An 18524-nucleotide genomic window follows, 5' to 3' on the forward strand; every position below is an offset into this window, starting at 1 on the left:
GTGCATAATGGGATTGAAAACATGGAGGCTGCCTATGAAGCAGATGAACGCATGGCTTAATTTGATCGGTTTTGCAGGCATGATTATAGTGAACTTCTTGGCGAATAAGCTGCCCATTGGCGGCAAAACGACGGGGGAGATCTCGGCACAACATCCGGTGCTTATCACGCCTGCCGGGTATGCTTTTTCGATTTGGTCCATCATCTATATGCTGTTGTTTCTGTTTATCATCTACGGATTTACGAAAGACGGGAGAGCCAGCAGCAGGATCTCTTCGATAGGGATATTCTTTTTCATTTCCTGTTTGTTTAACATAAGTTGGCTATTGCTGTGGCATTATGAGCAGCTGACGAGCAGTGTGTTTATCATGTTTGCTTTGCTAATTACCTTATGTATTGTGTATGGGAAAATCAACCGGACAAAGCCGGCACGTCATGCGGAGAGATGGACAGTTCGGCTGCCGTTCAGCATCTATTTGGGATGGATATGCGTAGCGACGATCGTGAATGTAGCGGTGGCTCTATCTGCTCGGGGATGGGACGGATTTGGCCTGCCGGATACGGTATGGGCGATCATCATGTTAGGCGTCGCGACTGTGGTCGCTTTGGCATTAGGACTCAACTATAAAGACGTCGCCTATATGCTCGTATTTGTCTGGGCATTTATTGCGATTGGCATCAAGCAGCAGGCGTACCCGGCGGTTGCTTACACGAGCTACGCTTTAGCAGCATTGCTAGTTCTCGTGGTATTGTTCATCGTTATGAAAATGGTGCAGGGGACGGGAGAAGAGAGAGCAGCGTAACAAATTCTGTTCATAGTTAATAAGTTAAAAGCTTGGCGTAATGAATAATAGGGGCTATCCCGCAGGTCAATAACATGACCTGCGGGACAGCCCCTTCATAATGAACAGAGTATTTACCTCGCCCCAGCTTGCTCCAAGCTCTTTATCATCTCTTGGTAGCCATGCTTCTTCGCATGTTGCAGCGGAGTGACGCCTGCGGAATCGCCGAGGTTGACATCGGCTCCGTGCTTGATCAACAGGTCCACAATGCGTTGGTGCCGCTGACCGCCATCGCCTAGAATGACTGCTTCCAGCAGAGCAGTCCAGCCCAGGTTGTTGACGTGATCGATGTTTACATCAGAAGTCGTCAGCAGTTCTTCCACAATCTCTACATGACCGCGATCCGCAGCGGGGATAAGGGCTGTGCCGCCAAAACGGTTCGTCAGCGTCGTATCCGCTCCTGCTGCAATGGCAGCCCGGACAAACGGAAGCAGACCTTCGGCTCCTGCATAAAGAAGCGGGTTATCGGAACGCTGGTCCCTAAGGTTGATATCCGCGCCATGACGGATGAGCAGGTTGAATACATCCAATTGATTCGAATGGACGGCGATCATGGCGGATGTTCGTCCTTTCTCATCGGTAGCATTCGGATCGGCGCCTTCAGCCAGAAGCTTCAAGACAGCTTCCTGATTTCCTTCTGCGACTGCGGTCCATAGTACCCCATTTTGGTCAAGGTTTTCCAAATCATTCACCGTGTGGGAGGATTGCGGCCGGCCTTCCGTCTGAGAGCCGCGGCCGCTCTGGCAGCCGGAGACGGTCAGGGCAAGAGCTAGCAGGATCAAGACGCTTATTCGCAACATGTCCCATCCTTTCTTTCAAGATTAACGTTGATCTATGATTGCAGAGTTACATCTGTTGCCGTTGCCCAGCTGCCGACAGGAGTTACTTCATACGTAACGCCTTCTGCAAGCTTGCCGTCATTCTGCAGTTCGAATACGCCAACTGCGCCTTTGCGGGTTTGCACTTTATACTGAGCGGTCAGCATCGTACCATCAGAGCCTTTCAATTGAATCGAGCGGTAACCGAACAGCTCATCGCCAGGGTCTGCTGTCAGTGTCACATTCAGAGTTGCCGTATCTACCTTCGATACGGAAGCAATTTCAAGCGGCGATATAGCTTCAGCTGTGAACGTATTGTTTTTAAGCTCGAACCAGTCGGAGGATACGGTATACTTCACACCAGGTTCAAGCATTGTGCCAGCCGGTAGACGGAACTTCGGCTCTTGCTTGCCGTCTGTCGATTGCGTGAAACCTACGTAGTTCACCGTGATCGGCGCTCCGTTTTCTGGTGTGAGTGTAGCTTGTCTTGTTGCCAGAGATGAGATGATTTGTAGATGCTGACCATTCCACTCGTTATTCTCATCTACGATAATAGCATTAGCGCCGCGGCCTCCAGCATAAGCGGAGATGAGGTAGCCATAGTCGACGACACCGTCAGCTCGGAAGGAGTCTACCTCGAACGTATCTGCCGTCACTTGGCGGACGCTCTGAAGCCGGATCATCTCATCGCTTGCTTGTACCGTATGCGTATGCTGGCTTTTATAGTTTGTCGTATAGGCCGTACCCGGTGTCATCGTCTGTACCGGAACGATGTAAGTGGCAATCGATCCCGTCTTCAAGCGCGGCTGATTGACGAGCTTCAGACCATGGTCGAAAGCAAAGTTGGCATTAGCTGCAGCTGTTGTCTCATCCTCCAGTATAAGCGGCGCGGAGAACGTCACTTCCAGTGTTATTTTGTTCAGCGCTTTGATAGATTCGATCTCGGCGGATTCGGTACGAATTGCTTTTTCGGACAACACTAGAAGCTGAGCAGCTTGTCCGCGGGTCAAGCTTTCCTGCCCGACGCCGATTTGCTCCATCCAATATTGCACGGACTTGGTATCGCGCTGCAGTGCTTTGGCGATAATTGCAGAGATTTCGGAGCTCGCTGCCGGCGCGTTCGGTTGCAAGGCTTCGACGCTTTCCACTAGCCCGCTTGATGTTGCCGCCTCCAGATACGAGGTGTACCAGTGGTCTTGCTTGCCTTCGAGCTGCTGTGCGGCTTTGCCTTGATCAGGATTCAGCGCAAGCAGGATCATTTTCATCAACTCGGCATTGGTTACTTGCTTCTCGACTCGCATGCTTCCGTCGGTATATCCTCTAAGCACGCCTTGATTGATTAACTGCTGAATGGCTTGCTCAGCTTGCTGATTGAAATTCGTGATTGCGGATTGCTGAATATTGGCTACCGGCGCCAGTGATGCCGCTTTGGCCGTGAACGGAAGCAACGCGCCCCCGCCTATAAGTGCTGATAGAGCGACGATAGCCGCTTTTTGATTGATCGTTTTCATTGCGTATCTTCCTCTCCGTTAATAGTGTGTGACTTATATTCATCTTAAGCGACCACTCTAAATCGGCAGATAAGAAAGTATAAACAATTTCTAAACGAAAGGATAACTTTTTGCAAAATCAACTGTCTGCCATCAGATTGTAAAGCGATAACCGGCGCCCCAGACGGTCTCGATGAACTGCGGGTTGGATGGATCAGCCTCGATTTTTTCTCTGATTCTGGAGATGTGAACTGTCACCGTAGCGATATCGCCGTTCGATTCCAGCCCCCAGATTCGTTCGAACAGCTCATCTTTATTAAACACCCGATTCGGATTTGAAGCCATGAACAGAAGCACCTCGAATTCCTTGACGGTGAGTGATACTTCCTTACCATGCACGAAAACCCGATGCGACGACTTGTGGATGGATAGCTCCCGAATATCGATGCGATCCGTGCTTGCGGCTTTTTGACCGCTTGTGAACCGTTCATATCGGGCCAGATGCGCCTTCGCTCGGGCGACCAGCTCGTTGGGACTGAACGGCTTTGTGACAAAGTCGTCCGCTCCGAGGCCGAAGCCACGGATTTTATCGATATCCTCTTTCTTGGCGGATACAATCAGAATCGGCACATCCAGCTCTCCACGGATCATCCGGCAGATCTCGAAGCCGTCCATGCCTGGCAGCTGAAGATCGAGGATGATCAGATCATAGCTGCCGCCAAGCGCCTTCTCCGCGCCTTCGCGCCCCTCGTGGCATACATCCACGCCGAAATCATGCAGCAGGAAGTAGTCCTTTTGCAGTTCCGCAATATAAGGGTCATCTTCAATGATTAAAATTTGCTTCATGCTTCATCACCGACGATCTACAAAGTTTTTTAGTGTAAAACAGATGGTCGTACCTTTTCCAGGCTCGCTATTGGCCCATATCTCGCCGCCGTGTCCTTCGATGATTTGCCTTGCAATAGCAAGCCCTAGTCCGCTTCCGCGAACAGATGGGCTTCGGGACGCTTCCTCCCGGTAGAACCGCTCGAAGATATAGGGCAGGGAGTCCGGGTGAATGCCGGGACCATTATCCTTGAGAACTACCATGACCTGATCTTCCAGGCGCTTGATGCCGATCGTTAATTGCTTGGGCTGCTGATTCATATACTTCAGGGCATTATCCAGCAGGTTCATCAGAACACGCTTCAGCTTCTCGCGATCAGCGAGCACGAACAGCGGCTGAGGCTGTTTTTCCTCATCCCAGCGAACCTCCACGGCATGATTGTCCAATTCGATCGACAGCTCGCTCACTATTCGATGCAGGAACGGACTCAGCTCCACTTGCTCGAACGAGAAAGGCTCCTTGTTCAGATCAAGCTTGGAATAGAAGAGCAGTTCGTCGACCAGCCGTTCCATGTCGGATGCTCTTGTGTGGATAGCGGCCACGTACTTATCCAGCTTCTCCTGCGTATGTGTTACGCCGTCCCGGATCCCTTCGGCATAACCCTTAATTGTCGTAATCGGCGTTCGCAAGTCATGCGAGATATTCGAGAGCAGCTGCTTGCGATTATCTTCATAGTGGAGCTGAAGTTGGACCGATTGATGCAGTTTCTCGCGCATTTGGTCGAAGGTTTGAACAAGCTGTCCCACTTCATCACGCGAGGAAGCCTTTAGTTCATACGTCAGATCGCCATCCTTGATATGTTCGGCCGACTTGCGGAGCTGATCCAGCGGGTGGACAATCTTCCGAGTGACATAGCGGTAGAGCAGGAAGCCGGTTAATAATAAAATGGCGACAAAGACGAATATTAACAGGGGAAGCAAAGTTCTGATCATCTCGGCAAAGGGGCTTCTCTCCCGCAGGACAAAGACACTGCCTTTAACATCCGACTCGGGGGAGAAGTAGAAATCAAACTTTGCATACGAGAAAAAGTGGCTGCCCACATTCATCGTATGGCGAATGGTGTTGTTATACATATCGTAAGGCGGCAATACTGCGTCCAGATTAATATCTTTAAGCTTAGGAGCTGCATAGAGAATCTTATTGTTTTCCCGGACGACGAGCATCGCTTGCACCATCTTTAACTGATAATCATACTCCTCGAGTATTTGCCGGTTTTTGAGCTGTGCCGGGTCATGCTTGGCCAAATATTTCATGTCGAGAAATAAATTCTCCTCCTCCTCGGACAGAGGATGGAGTGAAAGATGGATCTTGTAAAAGCTGCTGATGCTGCGGAAGTCGCCGGTCACAGCTACCGACAGCAGATACGCGGCAAGCACGAACAAGATGACGGAGATTACGACGACCGATGTGAACGACAAGAGCAGTCTGAAGCGAATCGACATATGCAAGCCCTCCTTTCCCGGTGGATTACTCGACACGAATAGCTGCGCAGCGCGCATTAATAAAGAATTGTAGTGGAGATTGTTATTCTTCGCAACCGCGAGACTTATCATCACCCTGTTTTCTATTGTTTGCCTTCCCATGCTATGATGGTGTCAAATCAAACGTAGATCAGGAGATTCATATGGAGAAGACCAAAATACTCATCATCGAGGATGAAGCGGCTATTGCCGATCTGCTCGCTTATGGATTGACCAGAGAAGGGTATGCCACGCGGACGGCGTCCAATGGTGAGGAAGGATTGCGCGAGGTAGAGCGATTCCAGCCTGACCTGCTTCTATTGGACTGGATGCTGCCGGATACGAGCGGGTTGGATATATGCAAAAAAGTAACCGCGGAGTTCAACCTTCCCATTCTGATGATTACCGCCAAATCGGATATTACAGACAAAATTCTCGGCCTCGAATTCGGGGCGGATGATTATATTACGAAGCCGTTCGATCTAAGGGAGGTCATTGCCCGGATTCGAACAATTCTCCGCCGACTGGCTCAGGTGGGTCGATCTGGGCAGGAAGAGAACAATAGCAATGCCATACAGATCAAGCATATCGAGATTAACCGCAGCGAGCGTATCGTGAGGAACCAAGGGGCGGCTATCGAATTGACGCCCAAGGAATATGATCTGTTGCTGAAGCTAAGCGGCAACCGGGGCCGGATCTTTTCGCGGGATGAACTGCTGGAGCTGGTGTGGGGCTATGATTATGCGGGCGAGACACGGACGGTCGACAATCATATTCAGCGGCTGCGCAAGAAGCTGGATGCCAGCGACTTGATTACGACCGTGTTTGGCGTCGGCTACAAATTCGAAAAGGATGCAGAATAGCGATGAAGCCTCGCATTCGATCGATTCGGACCAAGTTTCTCGTCGGTTTTTTTCTAATCTTCGCAGTATCCTTCGCACTGCTCAACGGGACCGTCACGAGCATTATTCGGACAAGCAACCAAACTATCATTACGGATGATCTTATCGGGTTGAAAAAGACAGGCAGCAGCTATGTGCGCCAAGCCTTTCTGATGAATCATTTCGGCAACGACGATATCTACTTCGAACAAATCGCGCAGGAGATGATTCGCGATCTCTACTATGCGACGTCCAGTGAGGTCAGCGCTTATTCCACGGACGGCAAGCTGATCCATGCCTCTGATTCTTCCGTATTCATCGGCACTACGGTGGATGATCTAGAGGAGGCCATTCGCGGCCATACAGCCTATACCATCTCCTATGAGGGAGGGACCGCCAGCGTTTTGTATGCTTACCCAGTCGTCATCGACGGCGTCAAGGTCGGCATTCTTCGATATGCGAAGCCGTTCCACCTGCTCTATGAGCAGTCGGGCCGTATTCTGAACGCGGTCTTCTATATTGCGCTGGCCATCTTCGCGGCAGCGTTCCTGTTCTCGTACCTTTTGTCGCGTCATATTTCGATTCCGCTTACGAAGCTTGCTGCTGCTTCGAATGAGGTGTCGAAAGGCAATCTGGACGTACGCCTGTCCATGGAGCGGCAAGATGAGATCGGCAGGCTCGCCGCCAACTTCAACGATATGATAGACCGTTTGAAGAGTCAGATTGGTAAAATCGAGCGGGACCGAGACCATCTGGAGAAGCTGCATTTGCAGAACAAGCATTTTTTTGACCATGTGACGCATGAGCTGAAGACGCCGCTCACCTCGATATTGGGCTATGCGGAGCTGATTAAGGAGAATGGGAAGAGCGATCCCGCATTCTTCGCTAAAGGCATGAATCATATCGTGGATGAAAGCCGCCGGCTGCAAAACATGGTCGCGTCGTTGCTGGAGACGTCGAAGGAGCAGGGGCGCTGGGAGGAGACAGGGCGGATTGAAGCAGGACAGCTTTTGAGGGATGTATGCGATGCGATGTCCTTCAAGGCGCAGCGTTACAAAAAGACAATTCGCGTCGAGGCAGCCGGGCAGCTCTATGTAGAGGGTCAGCCGGACAAGCTTCGCCAGTTGTTCATCAATCTCATTGACAATGCGATCAAGTACGGACATCCCCAGTCGCAAATTGAGATAAAGACGAGCACTGATTCCGGCATGATCCGCTTTGAATTCGCCAATGCGAGCGATCCCATATCATCTGAGCGGCAGGCGAGCTTGTTTGAACCGTTCCGCACTGACGACGAGAGGCAGGCTAGAGAGCAAGGCAGTGTAGGGCTTGGCCTTCATATTGCGCAATCGATTGTGGATGGGATGCGCGGCTCCATCTCGATGACAAGCGGGGACGGAACGACTCGTGTAACGGTGCTGTTGCCGATTGCGGCGGAGGGGGTGGAATGGTCATGAAAGCGAAGCGAGCGCCATGGTCTGCTTGGATCGCTGGGACGGTTGTAATGATGCTGCTATCAGGCTGCGCGGGAGGACTGCGCACGGAGACGATCATTATTCCCGATCAAGCAGGGACCGTACCAGACACGGGAGTGGGACATGCCTTCGAAGTGAATACGATATACCGGTTGTCGGACATAGAAGAATTTAAAGTGAATCCGTGGCGGTGGATGGCGCCGGATACGCTCGCTCGGCAATCCTGGGGGAGAAGCGGCTGGGAGAGAATCGACCGCTATTCGTTGCCGTACGAGAAAGCGGAGAAGCTGATGGAGCTGGATGTCTATCCGTTTGACTTCAGCGATTTATCTCCGAATGGCCGTTATTTCGCTAGTCTGTCTTTAGGGAATAGAGAGCACCCGGGATCTCTATTAACGTTGATATCGATTCCGGAAGGCGTCAAGACAGAGGTCAACGCGGCACATCTCCTTCCAAGATGGGCTGAGCGCAAGCTGATGTGGTCGGGCAATAGCCGGTTTGTGTCTTATTTTTTTATGGACGAGCAAGGGGGAATCGGCATTGCGGCCTATGATACGGAGCACGAAGAGCTTAAGCAGTATACCATGCCGGATCAGAATAAGTCGGCGATCCTCCATAGCGTCAAACTGTCGGAAGGAGGAGACGGCGTAATTGTGGTGAGGTCAGAGCCGGGCAAGCTGAGAAGCTTTGTATTAGGCCGGTGGAAGGGGGACCAACTCGTCAGTGAATACGAGCATTCGCTGCATGAGGACGGACGGGTGGAGTGGCTCGATCCTAATCGTGTCGTGTTTGTCGGTACGGATGGAACACTTTTCGTCTATGATCGGCGCAATGGCGACCTCTCCGTGCTGATGGATCAGGCAGGCTCATTCGCCTTGTCCGCCGACAGGCAGTACATCGCTTATACGACCAATGAAGCGACCATTGACGTTGCGAAGCTGCAAGGGAACAATCTGCTGAACAGAACTACGGTGTATCACGGACTGATTGGAGACGAGATGGCGTGGAACCCGGACAACAGCGCGTTATTGGTACAGGGGCGCAAGCCATATGAGGCGCCGACGGTCGTGGCGCCGGGCGTTGCGGCTGAAGAGCCGCTTCCTGCTGCGAGTCAACGGGACCTGTACGGTCAACAAGCGATTATTATTACATTTAAGAGCAGCAAGTAGGTCATCTACACATGAGCATTTTCCGAGGCGTGGCTTTGCCGTACGGCGAGTCGTTGACGGAGGATGCTTTTTTTTTGTGACAACTTGTAGACATCTCCCACAAGCTTTGATGACATCGCTGCCTTACAGTGAAGAAGTCGATGACAGGCGCACAGACTGAAGGGAGACGCTATACGATGAGAACAAAATGGATAGGTATACTAATGAGTTTCATGTTAATCTTCGCATTGGCCGCTTGCAGCGGATCGAATGGAGCGGGGAAAGGCGGACAGCCTGCGAATACCTCCGGCAATAACCAGCCGGGAAGTGGAAATGGCGGGGGAGTGGACAAGCCTCAGAGCGGCAGCGGATCAAGCACACCTAAGGGTGAGAAAAAAACGGTCGTATTCTCCACCTTCTGGAAGGATGAAAAATTTGCGGAAGCCAAGAAGCGGTACGAAGCGCTTCATCCCAATATAGAGATCAAGCTGGAATATATCGATACAGACAATGAGCATGTAGAGGCTGATCTGGAGAAGTTCGCCACGACCACCAACACGGCGATGCTGGCGGGCAAAGGACCGGATTTGCTGGAGATGGACAAGCTACCGATCGACAGCTACGTGAAGAACGGCCTGCTGGTCGATCTGGAGACGATGATTGAGCGGGATCAGGAGTTCAAGCGTGGAGATTATTTCACGAACATTTTGGATAATGCCAAGGTGGGAGGCGGACTGTACGGCATGCCGCTTTCATTCTTCCTGATGGGCTTCGCAGGGGATGCGGATGCCATCGCCAAGGCGGGCGTGCAGGTCGATGACAAGAGTTGGTCTTGGGCGGATTTCGCTCAAATCGGGAACAAGTTGATGAAGGATGGTGAATTCTCGAATGTAATATGGACTACCCCAGGGAGCCTGCTGACGATGATGGTTACAGATCATTATGCCAGCTTCGTCGATGTGAAGAACAAGAAGGCTAGCTTCGACTCTGCGGCGTTCATCGCGATGATGGAGCAGGTGAAGAAGATGAAGGAGGACGGCGTTATCGGTGAAGGACGTCCTTACTTCTTTCCGACTCAGATCAATTCGGCGGGCGATTACGTGACGACCATGCAAGAATATCTCTCTAAAAACATGCATCTATATGCCAAGCCGCATACAAAGGAAACAACGCCCGGCGGTTACTTCCGTTCGTATCGGACAATCGGTCTGAACGCCAAATCCGATGTGAAGCAAGAGGCGTGGGATTTCATCAAATTTATGATGTCGGAGGAGATGGCGTATTCGCCGCTATCGGCCGGATTCCCGATTAATAAGAATGTATATGCGAAGGGCCTGGAGGAGCTGAAGAAGATGGGCTCGGTAAAGGGGCATGAGGATGGCGCGCTCAAGGGAGCAGCAGTAAAGGTAGATGAAGCGCGCATCGAGAGATTGAATGGTTACGTGAATGGGGCGATTCATCCCGTGGCGTATCAATCGGACAAAATCGAGGAGATCGTCTATCAGGAGACGCTGGCTTTCTTCAGCGGACAGAAGTCGGCGGAGGCTGTTGCGAAGCTGATTCAGAACAAGGCGACCACCTATCTTAATGAATAAGGGGAAGCTTCAACTGCAACGTTGGATGCGCAGGGATACAGCGGCCGCGCTGCTATTCCTTGCGCCAAGCGTAATCGGATTCGGGATCTTCTATGCGATCCCGTTTCTGCTTGGCATCTACGAATCGTTCACGGACCGGACTATGGGCGGCGCGTTTGTCGGCTTGGACAATTACAAGGAGCTGTTGGACAGCGGCTCGTTCCGCAAGGCGGCAGGCAATACACTGCTCTTTACCGCTGTAGGTGTTCCGTTATTGATCGTGACATCACTTGGCCTGGCAATGTTGCTAAACCGCAGCTTATATTTTCGCAATGGACTGCGAACGGCGTTTATCATACCGCTCGTTGTGCCGGTTGCTTCCATCGTGATGATCTGGCAAATCTTTTTCGATTGGAACGGAACGCTTAATGCCTGGCTGAACGCGCTAGGTAAGGAGCGGGTTGATTGGCTGCAATCGGATTGGTCAATGGGCATCATTGTCATGATGTATGTATGGAAGAACATTGGGTACAACATGATTTTATTTCTGGCTGGGCTTCAGTCGATTCCGAAGGATTATTACGAGACGGCGCGGATTGAAGGGGCGGGGCGACTCCGCCAGCTATTTGGCATCACGCTTGTGTATCTGACGCCAACCCTGTTTTTTGTTGTGCTGATCTCGGTGATCAATTCTTTCAAGGTATTCCGGGAGACGTACCTGCTTGCGGGCGATTATCCGTATGATCGCATTTATATGCTGCAGCATTTTATGAACAATATGTTTTTTGCGCTCGACATTCAGAAGCTGACGGCTGCGGCTACGCTGATGGTTGGCTGTATTGTACTGCTCGTATCGGGAATGCTTCGGGTGGAGCGGCGATTCCGCGAGGATATGGAGTGAGGGAGGGGATGCAAGTGAGGAAGAGATGGGTTTGGCTTCCCCGACTGGCTCTGTCGCTATGGCTCGGATCGCTTGCGATACTGATGCTGGTGCCTATTCTGCTAACGGTAACGAATTCGCTGATGACGGAGCGGGAGATCGGGCTGAACTACGGCTTACTGGGGCAGATGGTCGATACGGCTTCGGGTGGGAAGGATGCTTTTGTCAATCTGAAAATACTGCCCGATTGGCTGTCGCTGGAGCAATATAGGCATGTGTTGGTGCTTGCGCCCAAGTTTTTGCGCATGTTCTGGAATTCGGCAGCAATGGTTTTGCCGATCATTGTCGGACAAGTCGCCGTAGCCGCTCTCGCTGCTTATGCTTTCGCCAAACTGCGTTTTTTCGGTCGGGACAAGCTGTTCCTGGTGTACTTGATGACGATGCTGATGCCGTTCCAAGTGACGCTGGTGCCCAATTATATGGTGATAGACTGGCTAGGGCTGATGAACAGCGAAGCGGCGATTATATTGCCTGGCATCTTCGGCGCGTTCGGCGTCTTTATGCTGCGACAGTTCATGGCTCATATTCCGTTCGCATATACCGAAGCGGCCAAGATGGATGGAGCGGGGCAATGGACGATCTTTCTGCGCATTATTTTGCCGCTGGCGAAGCCGGGACTCGCGGCGCTCGTTGTGCTGCTGTTCGTCGATTACTGGAATATGATCGAGCAGCCGATTATTTTTTTGCAAGAGGCTGCAAGGCAGCCATTGTCCCTCTATCTGTCCTATATCGACAAGGAGGCGAGAGGCGTCGCGTTCGCCGCGTCCGTGCTGTATATGACGCCAATGGTACTGCTATTCCTTTATGCGGAATCTTATTTTGTCGAGGGCGTACAATTGTCGGGCATTAAAGGGTAGATGAGTTCGGGAGTGATGAAGTGTGGATAGGGAAGAGATGGCGGCACAGGCGAAAAAAAGAGGAATCCGTATCACGGCCGGCATATTCATATGCCTGCTGGTAGGATTTACGTTGGCGGGGAACACGCTGCAATCCTTGACGCTGCCAAAGGTATATACAGTGGAAACGAGCAAAGGCGAGCTGGTACACGCCTACCAAGGGACATCCGTGGTGTATCCGTCTGAAGTGAAGGAACTAGCCAATCCGGCCGGTTGGAAGGTTGAGAAGGTGCTGGTGAAAAAGGGGGAAATGGTGCAAAAAGGGCAGACACTTGTCGAATATAACGATTCGGAAACGAAGGGACAGCTCCAGGAGCAATATTCCGCCTTGAAGAAGCAGCAGATGTCGATGGAGGGGCTGGAGCATAACTACAAGCTGGCCTATATATCGGAGGATGAATCGGCCAAGCAAAGCGCCAAGCTCGCGATTGAGGCTGCCAAGCTGGATATCGCCGACCAGAAGCGGCGTATTGAACGGCTGGAGTCGGAAGCGAGCGAGCATCGCCGATTGTCGGCTCCATTCGACGGCCTTGTATTGGAGGTGCTTGCAGAGGAGGGATTCGGCGGCTCCGGCTCGCCGGATGTACGGCTATCCAATGCTGCAAGAGGTTTTCAAGCGGAATTCATCATTCCGCAGTCATTGTCCGAACTGCTTCTTGAAGGAGAAGAGCTTGAGATAACGGTGGATGGTGAGCATAGCCGGACAATTACAGGGCGATTGGCGGAATGGTCTGCCATTAACTCTTCTATAGGGGAGTCGGCCGGTGGAATAGATAGCGCTGGGGGAGGGCAGAATGCCCAGACCAGGGCTATCAAGCTGCTGCTGGACGACCAAGAGCTTCGTGGAGGAGAGCGGGTGAGTCTGAATCTGAACAGATCGAAGACATCGGACAGCGTGCTGGTGCCGAATGAAGCGATTCGCAAAGACCTGGAAGGCGCATATGTGTATACGTTGAATGAACAGCAAGGTCCGTTGGGCAACGCTTACTACGTTGTGCGCGTGCCGATAATTATTGCGGATGCCAACGACACGACCACCGCTGTCAACTCTGGACTTTTCGCGAAGCAGCGCGTAATCATAAGCAGCAGCGAGCCGGTTGTGGATGGGGTGCGGGTGCGGTATTGATGTTATGATCGCGCACGATGCTGAAGTTGTAATTATGCATGATCCCTATGCAGTAACATGAGTGGAAAATAACATGCATCTTATGCAGCAATGGTGAGTCTGAGGAGCACTTTCCAATCAAACAAGCGACAAGATTTACGTCACTAATGTTGACATAAATTACGCCATAATATATATTTGAGACATAATTTATGTCAGTGGGTGATAACGATGGTGAGAGAAGCGCATCAAGTACAGACTGTACTGGAATATTTGGTTATGATAAATGATCAGTCGTATTCCGGGGTTGGACGGAAGCTGAACATTACGCCGCAGCAGTTCTCCGATTGGATTAAGAAGCGCAGGCCGATTCCGAGGGAGAGGCTTCATGAGCTTGCTCATTATTTTGATATTGAGCAAGACGCACTTATCGATTCGAATTACTATGCGAAGCCGCTGACGTTGAGTGGACGGATCCAGCTTCACATGCGGTTTGTGCAGCATAAGATCGCCTCTATGGAACATGATGGCGCGGACCGTGGAGACATTGTGCCTTATTACGAGAAGCAGAGGCAGCTTCAGCGGGAGTTGAAGGATGAAATCCGTCTAGCGAGAGTAGCGGAGTTGCTGATAAAGGGAAACCCTCAGATTGATTCGATCATCGATGATGTGCTGGATGAGTTGGAAGCGGGTCGTTGGGATGAGCTTAGCAGCAGGTTGAATAGGGAGGACTCTTAGATGAGTACGGCAATTTATCTAAGCAGAGGCGAAGTGAAGATAATGGGCAAAAATCAGGATGTTCCCTACGAGGGCGTGTACTTGTTTACCAATAAGCGTGGAATTGCCAAAAAGGCGATGATCATGTCCCCGGTAATGCCAATGGAGTGGATGTCGCGTTTAGGAAGCGTCACGGTCTCTCAGGTTGGCAAGGAATACCCGAACGGGGGCATGAATGAAGCAGGTCTTGTCGTAGAGCAGACAACGTTACGGAGCTCAGTCTATCCTGAGGTTGGCACGTTTCCAGCGATTGGTGAATTGCCATTCATTCAGCTATTGCTGGATACATGTGAAAATGTTCAGGAGGCAATAGAAATGGCTGCAAGGGTACGTATTGTTGACCCTATGTCCCGTCTTCACTATATGATGGGCGATGCGCTAGGAAATTGCGCTGTTCTGGAATATGTGAATGGAGAGATGAAGGTGTATGACAAGGAGTCGCTGCCGAAGACGATTCTAGCGAATACGCCATATTGCGATGCGCTTGCCGATCTGGAGGATACGCACAATGGCTGGCAACGATCCTATGATGATTATGCGCGCAATTCTATGGAGCGCTTCACAATTGCCGCCGCTGCTGCATCATTGCCTGTGCCGTCAGGCAGAAACTCAAGGACGGTCTATATGCTGGATGCGCTGACGGCAGCGAAGAGAGAGGATACAGCTTACAGCCTCATGTATGACATTGCGGACAAACGACTCTACTTCAGAACGGAGCGATCCCCGTCACTGAAGATGCTGGATTTGGCTCACCTGGATTTCTCGCCAGAGGCTACTGCGCTAGCGCTTGATCTCCAGCAGCCGGAGGGAGGCGACGCGGGGAGCCGCTTGGCGACATACGATAGGTCTCTCAACTTTCGAGTTGTCCAATCTTTCTTCCGTGACCCGACTCTGACCGAGGCATTCGGCTGGAATCTGTCAGATGAGATGTTGGAGTTCTTGTCAGCTATTCCTGATTCCTATGAGGCAGTTGCCCAGAAGAGAGAGTTCTAGACCAGAGAGCCAGGATGCGACTAATACCTGTCCAAGAGTATGGCCTTGTAAATCGTATCGCAGAGCAACAACACTAAACGCTCGGAATCGCACCAAAAGGTGAAATAGCTGTGCCACACACCACTAATCACACCAAAGGGCAGAAACCCGCACGGAAAGCAGAAATAGCGATGAGGGATAACCACCCTGCATCGCTATTTCTTTGTTTTTCGTATGATTTTCATCAAGCGAGCTGTCTTCTTAAGCAAGCATACCTACTATTAGGAGAGACCCCTTTTACGTCAATATGAGCATGAATAGTTTTGAGAACAGTTCGATGTGTAGTCAGGAAGTAAATAATGGCAGCAGGTAGGACTAGGAATCGAAATAAGATCACATCAGGCTTCATATTTTTTGAAAAGACCATTTGAATCGCTGCCCCTCTCTTTGAAGCCAAATTTATAAATAGATGATACTGCTCATCTGGAGCTCTGTCATAGATAGGCCATCCCATTCCTGCTTACAAGTGCTACATGCACACAAACCGCTGCGTCAACCAACAAATAATTCGCGAAAATGTCCTTTCCCTCTCAAACAAATTCATAATAAAGCGAATTCCCGTCCTGTAAAATTAAGGAGCCTATATAGGCAAACTCTGCTAAAATAACTAAGGAATACGGACTGGCAGCAATATGTTGTCTTGTAAATTTTGCATCGATTTGGAACGTTGCACGTAATTAATTTTATGGAGCCCATTCGAATGAATGGAGGGGGTGTGTCGGATGAAGGCGGTTAAGCTGTTTGGATTAATGATCGGCATCGTAATCCTCAATATTGTAGTATTGTCTCCGGGACTTCTTGGGGTCGAGATTGGTGGAGACAGCGTTATGGAGACAGCCTCTGGCATTACACTGCTGGTTGTAAGTTTCCTGTTGCTCGTGTATGGAAGCTACACGTTACTCATCAAGCCTCCCTATATGCCGCCTGTAAGAGACATGAAGACACATGAGGATTATGTGGCTGCGCTTATGCATTTTCGGAATGTGAAGGGCCTTAAGAAAGAGATCGCCCTTGCTCTGGATCAACTGGAGCGAATGGATAAGAAGAAGGATACGCTGCTGGAGGTGCTCGGGCAACGATTCGAGCCTTCAGAATTAAGCTATAAGAAGTTTATATCGGTCATTGATGAGGTTCGCAAGCTCTTCTATTTGAATATTCGTGGTATCTTGAACAAACTTAACGTCTTTGACGAGAAGGAATATGCCAGCTTTACCGCCGGCCAGCAGAAGAAGCATGGTGCATTCTCCAGCAGGCTGGTTGAGGAGAAGGCAGCACTCTATCAGGAATATTTGGCCTACATGTCTGGATACCTTGGAGTTAATGAGGAGATTTTGCTGAAGCTGGATAAATTGATGCTGGAGATTTCATTGCTGGGCAGCACGGATTATCGTGATGTGGATGAGATGCCTTGCATGAAGGAAATCGATCAATTGATCAAACAGACTAAATACTACAAGCAATAAGGGGGAGTGGAACATGGCAAGCAAAGGCAAGGCGTTTTTTGTACTGATTGTTATAGCTGCAGTTGTCTTTGGACTCGTATATGCAGGGATTACGTTAACCTCTAATCTGGGCAAGTCGGATTCGCAGGTGACCTTGGAAGATTCGGGCAAACGTCTGGATAAGCTGTACAAAAAAATTAACGTCAATGTCGTCGATCCTGTCAAAGGACAGATTGACCTCGACCCGGTAGCCGTAGGGGATTCCTTGCCCGATATCTCGAAGTTCACCGTATCGGTCGAGAATACGACAGACAGCTTTATCGAGATTTTCTCCTCCACGGAGAAGTCCGGCACCGGTATCGACGGCTGGCTGAATGAAGTGGCTCAGGCCTTCAATCAATCCAATACGCAGGTGAACGGCAAGTCTGTATCCGTCAAGATTCGCAATATTGCCTCGGGTACGGCTTCGGATTACATACGTTCGGGCAAATATATCCCCGATGCGTTCACACCATCCAATGAGCTATGGGGCGAGATGGTTAAGGCCGAGGGAATACCGACCGAGCTTGTCTCCAAGCGTCTAGTCGGCAACGTGACAGGGATCGTTACGCGGAAAGCGAAGTACGATGAACTGGTTGAGAAGTACGGCTCCATCAATGTAAAGACGATTACGGATGCTATTGCGGATAATGAGCTATCTATGGGCTATACCGATCCTTTTGCAAGCTCGACAGGTCTTAATTTCCTTGTGACTTCACTGCGCACGTTCGATCATACGAATCTGCTTGGAGAGACAGCGGTTCAAGGGTTCGAGCGCTTCCAAGCGAATGTGCCGTTTATCGCATCAACTACAATTCAAATGCGTGATGCGGCGAAGACAGGCATGCTGGATTCCTTTGTATTGGAATATCAGACCTATGTGAATGCGGCTGATCTGAAGAGTGGATATGTGTTCACGCCATTTGGTGTAAGGCATGACAGTCCATTGTACGCGCTTGGCGATTTGCCGCAGGAGAAGCGGGATATTGTTAAGGCGTTTGCGGATTTCGTAGCTTTGGATAAGAATCAGAAGCTAGGGACGGAGAAAGGCTTTAACGGCTTGGAAGAATACCTGGCAGAGCTTGAGGCAGTCGATGGCGGTACGTTAATATCTGCGCAGAAGCTGTGGAAAGAGAAGAAGGACGGCAGCAAGCCGATTGCAGCTGTATTCGTAGCGGACGTATCCGGAAGCATGGACGGCGAGCCGCTGAACCGTTTGAAGGAATCGCTTCTGCAAGGACAGAAGTATCTCGGTCGTGACAATAGTATAGGATTCGTATCCTATTCCAGCGACGTGTCCATTAATCTGCCCATTGCGAAGTATGATACGAATCAGCAGTCCATGTTCGTCGGAGCGATTAACAGCTTGCAGGCAAGCGGCGGGACGGCTACATTCGACGGTATTGTCGTTGCGATGAAGCTGCTGCAGGACGAAGTCGCGCTGAACCCTGACGTGAAGCCGGTGATCTTCGTTCTAAGCGACGGGGAGACGAATGAAGGCCACTCGCTTAAGGATGTTAGAGGACTGATCGAGACGTATAAAATTCCCGTCTACACAATCGGCTACAACGCTAATATCGAGGCGCTGAAGAGCATATCCAGTATTAATGAGGCGGCCAGTATTAATGCTGACACTGACGATGTCGTCTACAAAATTGGCAATCTGCTGAACGTTCAAATGTAAGGGAATGGCGAGGTTTGGAGCAAGCGTTTGATATAG

16 protein-coding genes are annotated in these 18524 nt (G+C 50.6%); 12 read left to right on the plus strand and 4 right to left on the minus strand.

Annotated features, from left to right (window positions below; genetic code table 11):
• The first annotated feature begins 34 nt into the window (after positions 1–34).
• Entirely contained in the window at positions 35–802 is a 768-nt protein-coding gene (locus tag DX130_RS17115; protein WP_240644555.1) for a tryptophan-rich sensory protein, read from the plus strand.
• Between the two features lie 113 nt (positions 803–915).
• Here the strand turns inward: DX130_RS17115 and DX130_RS17120 are convergent, their stop codons facing one another.
• From DX130_RS17120 to DX130_RS17135, 4 genes are all read right to left on the minus strand, one after another.
• Positions 916–1641, minus strand: coding sequence for an ankyrin repeat domain-containing protein (locus DX130_RS17120; RefSeq protein ID WP_116047475.1), 726 nt, complete (start codon positions 1639–1641; stop codon positions 916–918).
• A 32-nt stretch (positions 1642–1673) separates the two neighbouring features.
• On the minus strand, positions 1674–3170 hold the full coding sequence (locus DX130_RS17125) for an S-layer homology domain-containing protein (RefSeq protein WP_116047477.1): 1497 nt from the start codon (positions 3168–3170) through the stop codon (positions 1674–1676).
• Between the two features lie 132 nt (positions 3171–3302).
• Positions 3303–3995, minus strand: coding sequence for a response regulator transcription factor (locus DX130_RS17130; protein WP_116047479.1), 693 nt, complete (start codon positions 3993–3995; stop codon positions 3303–3305).
• 6 nt (positions 3996–4001) lie between these two features.
• On the minus strand, positions 4002–5477 hold the full coding sequence (locus tag DX130_RS17135; RefSeq protein WP_116047480.1) for a sensor histidine kinase: 1476 nt from the start codon (positions 5475–5477) through the stop codon (positions 4002–4004).
• 182 nt (positions 5478–5659) lie between these two features.
• Between DX130_RS17135 and DX130_RS17140 the strand changes: the two genes are divergently transcribed.
• From DX130_RS17140 to DX130_RS17190, 11 genes are all read left to right on the plus strand, one after another.
• Positions 5660–6358: a response regulator transcription factor gene (locus DX130_RS17140; RefSeq protein ID WP_116047482.1), complete on the plus strand. Its 699-nt coding sequence runs from the start codon at positions 5660–5662 to the stop codon at positions 6356–6358.
• 2 nt (positions 6359–6360) lie between these two features.
• A complete protein-coding gene (locus tag DX130_RS17145; RefSeq protein WP_116047484.1) occupies positions 6361–7833 on the plus strand; it encodes a sensor histidine kinase in 1473 nt (490 codons plus the stop codon).
• The gene (locus tag DX130_RS17150) at positions 7830–9020 is read left to right on the plus strand and encodes a WD40 repeat domain-containing protein (RefSeq protein WP_133297944.1); all 1191 of its coding nucleotides are present in this window, start codon (positions 7830–7832) and stop codon (positions 9018–9020) included. The genes DX130_RS17145 and DX130_RS17150 overlap by 4 nt, the downstream gene beginning before the upstream one ends.
• Positions 9021–9196: 176 nt before the next feature.
• The gene (locus DX130_RS17155; protein WP_165861336.1) at positions 9197–10594 is read left to right on the plus strand and encodes an ABC transporter substrate-binding protein; all 1398 of its coding nucleotides are present in this window, start codon (positions 9197–9199) and stop codon (positions 10592–10594) included.
• Positions 10587–11474 carry a carbohydrate ABC transporter permease gene (locus tag DX130_RS17160; RefSeq protein WP_206098839.1) on the plus strand — a complete coding sequence of 296 codons (888 nt, stop codon included), beginning with the start codon at positions 10587–10589 and terminating at the stop codon, positions 11472–11474. The genes DX130_RS17155 and DX130_RS17160 overlap by 8 nt, the downstream gene beginning before the upstream one ends.
• A gap of 8 nt (positions 11475–11482) precedes the next feature.
• Positions 11483–12370, plus strand: coding sequence for a carbohydrate ABC transporter permease (locus DX130_RS17165; RefSeq protein WP_116047489.1), 888 nt, complete (start codon positions 11483–11485; stop codon positions 12368–12370).
• Positions 12371–12392: 22 nt separating this feature from the next.
• A complete protein-coding gene (locus DX130_RS17170; RefSeq protein ID WP_116047490.1) occupies positions 12393–13535 on the plus strand; it encodes an efflux RND transporter periplasmic adaptor subunit in 1143 nt (380 codons plus the stop codon).
• A gap of 210 nt (positions 13536–13745) precedes the next feature.
• Positions 13746–14252, plus strand: a complete 507-nt coding sequence (locus DX130_RS17175; RefSeq protein WP_116047492.1) for an XRE family transcriptional regulator — start codon at positions 13746–13748, stop codon at positions 14250–14252.
• Positions 14253–15284, plus strand: coding sequence for a linear amide C-N hydrolase (locus tag DX130_RS17180; RefSeq protein WP_116047494.1), 1032 nt, complete (start codon positions 14253–14255; stop codon positions 15282–15284).
• Positions 15285–16045: 761 nt separating this feature from the next.
• The gene (locus DX130_RS17185) at positions 16046–16786 is read left to right on the plus strand and encodes a hypothetical protein (RefSeq protein WP_116047495.1); all 741 of its coding nucleotides are present in this window, start codon (positions 16046–16048) and stop codon (positions 16784–16786) included.
• A 13-nt stretch (positions 16787–16799) separates the two neighbouring features.
• A complete protein-coding gene (locus tag DX130_RS17190) occupies positions 16800–18488 on the plus strand; it encodes a vWA domain-containing protein (RefSeq protein ID WP_116047497.1) in 1689 nt (562 codons plus the stop codon).
• Positions 18489–18524 lie beyond the last annotated feature (36 nt).

The organism is Paenibacillus paeoniae (assembly GCF_003388735.1).
GTDB classification, from domain to species: Bacteria; Bacillota; Bacilli; order Paenibacillales; family Paenibacillaceae; genus Pristimantibacillus; species Pristimantibacillus paeoniae.